At 57.4% G+C, this 821-nt stretch carries 1 pseudogene; it reads left to right on the forward strand.

Annotation, left to right across the window (positions count from 1 at the left end):
• Positions 1 to 674: pseudogene (locus OP496_RS18175) on the forward strand (amidohydrolase); the annotation flags it as partial.
• Positions 675 to 821 lie beyond the last annotated feature (147 nt).

Consider the following 821-nt stretch of genomic DNA (forward strand, 5'->3'; position numbering starts at 1 on the left):
TGCCAGGTGAGCCGTTAGGTGAAGTGTCAGTACGAGCGGGGGCGTTCACGTGCGCCTCGCGAGGCTTGATCGTGCGTCTCAATGGGTTATGCACACATGCGGCACATCCCGAGCAGGGACGTAATCCGGCCTTGGCAATGTGCCGGATCCTGCAGGGATTGAAGCGTCTGCCTCAGCAGTTACCGGACGATCAGGGGCTGGTCATGGTGACGCTGATTCATGCGCGTCTGGGTGAAGTTGCCTTCGGTACGTCGCCGGGGCAGGCCGAGGTGATGGCCACCTTGCGCACCGAAAACGATGCGATGATGCGTGCCCTGGCGGAAGCGGCCGTATCGCTGGCCCGGGTCGAGGCCGAAGAGGACGACCTGGGAATCGAAGTCGATTGGTGCGATGTCTTTCAGGCGACCCACAACCATCCGCGTGCCGTCGAGGCGATACGTGATGAAGCGAATGCCCTGGCGTTACCGCTGCGTGAGTTGTCCGTAGCGCATCGCTGGTCGGAGGACTTTGGATGGCTGGCCGCCCAGGGCGAAGGAGCGTTGTTGACCCTGGGCGGTGGCGAGAAATGCCGTCCTTTGCATCATCCCAGCTATGATTTTCCGGATGCCATGCTGACTCCAGGCATCGATTTGTTCGAACGCTTGGTCAGACGCTACCAGGGGTGTGCCGGATAGTTATACAAAAATGAGACATTATGATCTCATTCTTTCATTCGAGTTTGCATCAATTCCGATAATGCATAATGATGAGGGGGAATTCATCGGGAGAAGCGCTGGTGAAGGGTGGAGCACTGGATAAACGAAAGGCTTTGTGCTTTATTT

Origin of the sequence: Chromohalobacter sp. 48-RD10, assembly GCF_029889785.1 — a bacterium.
GTDB lineage: Bacteria > Pseudomonadota > Gammaproteobacteria > Pseudomonadales > Halomonadaceae > Chromohalobacter.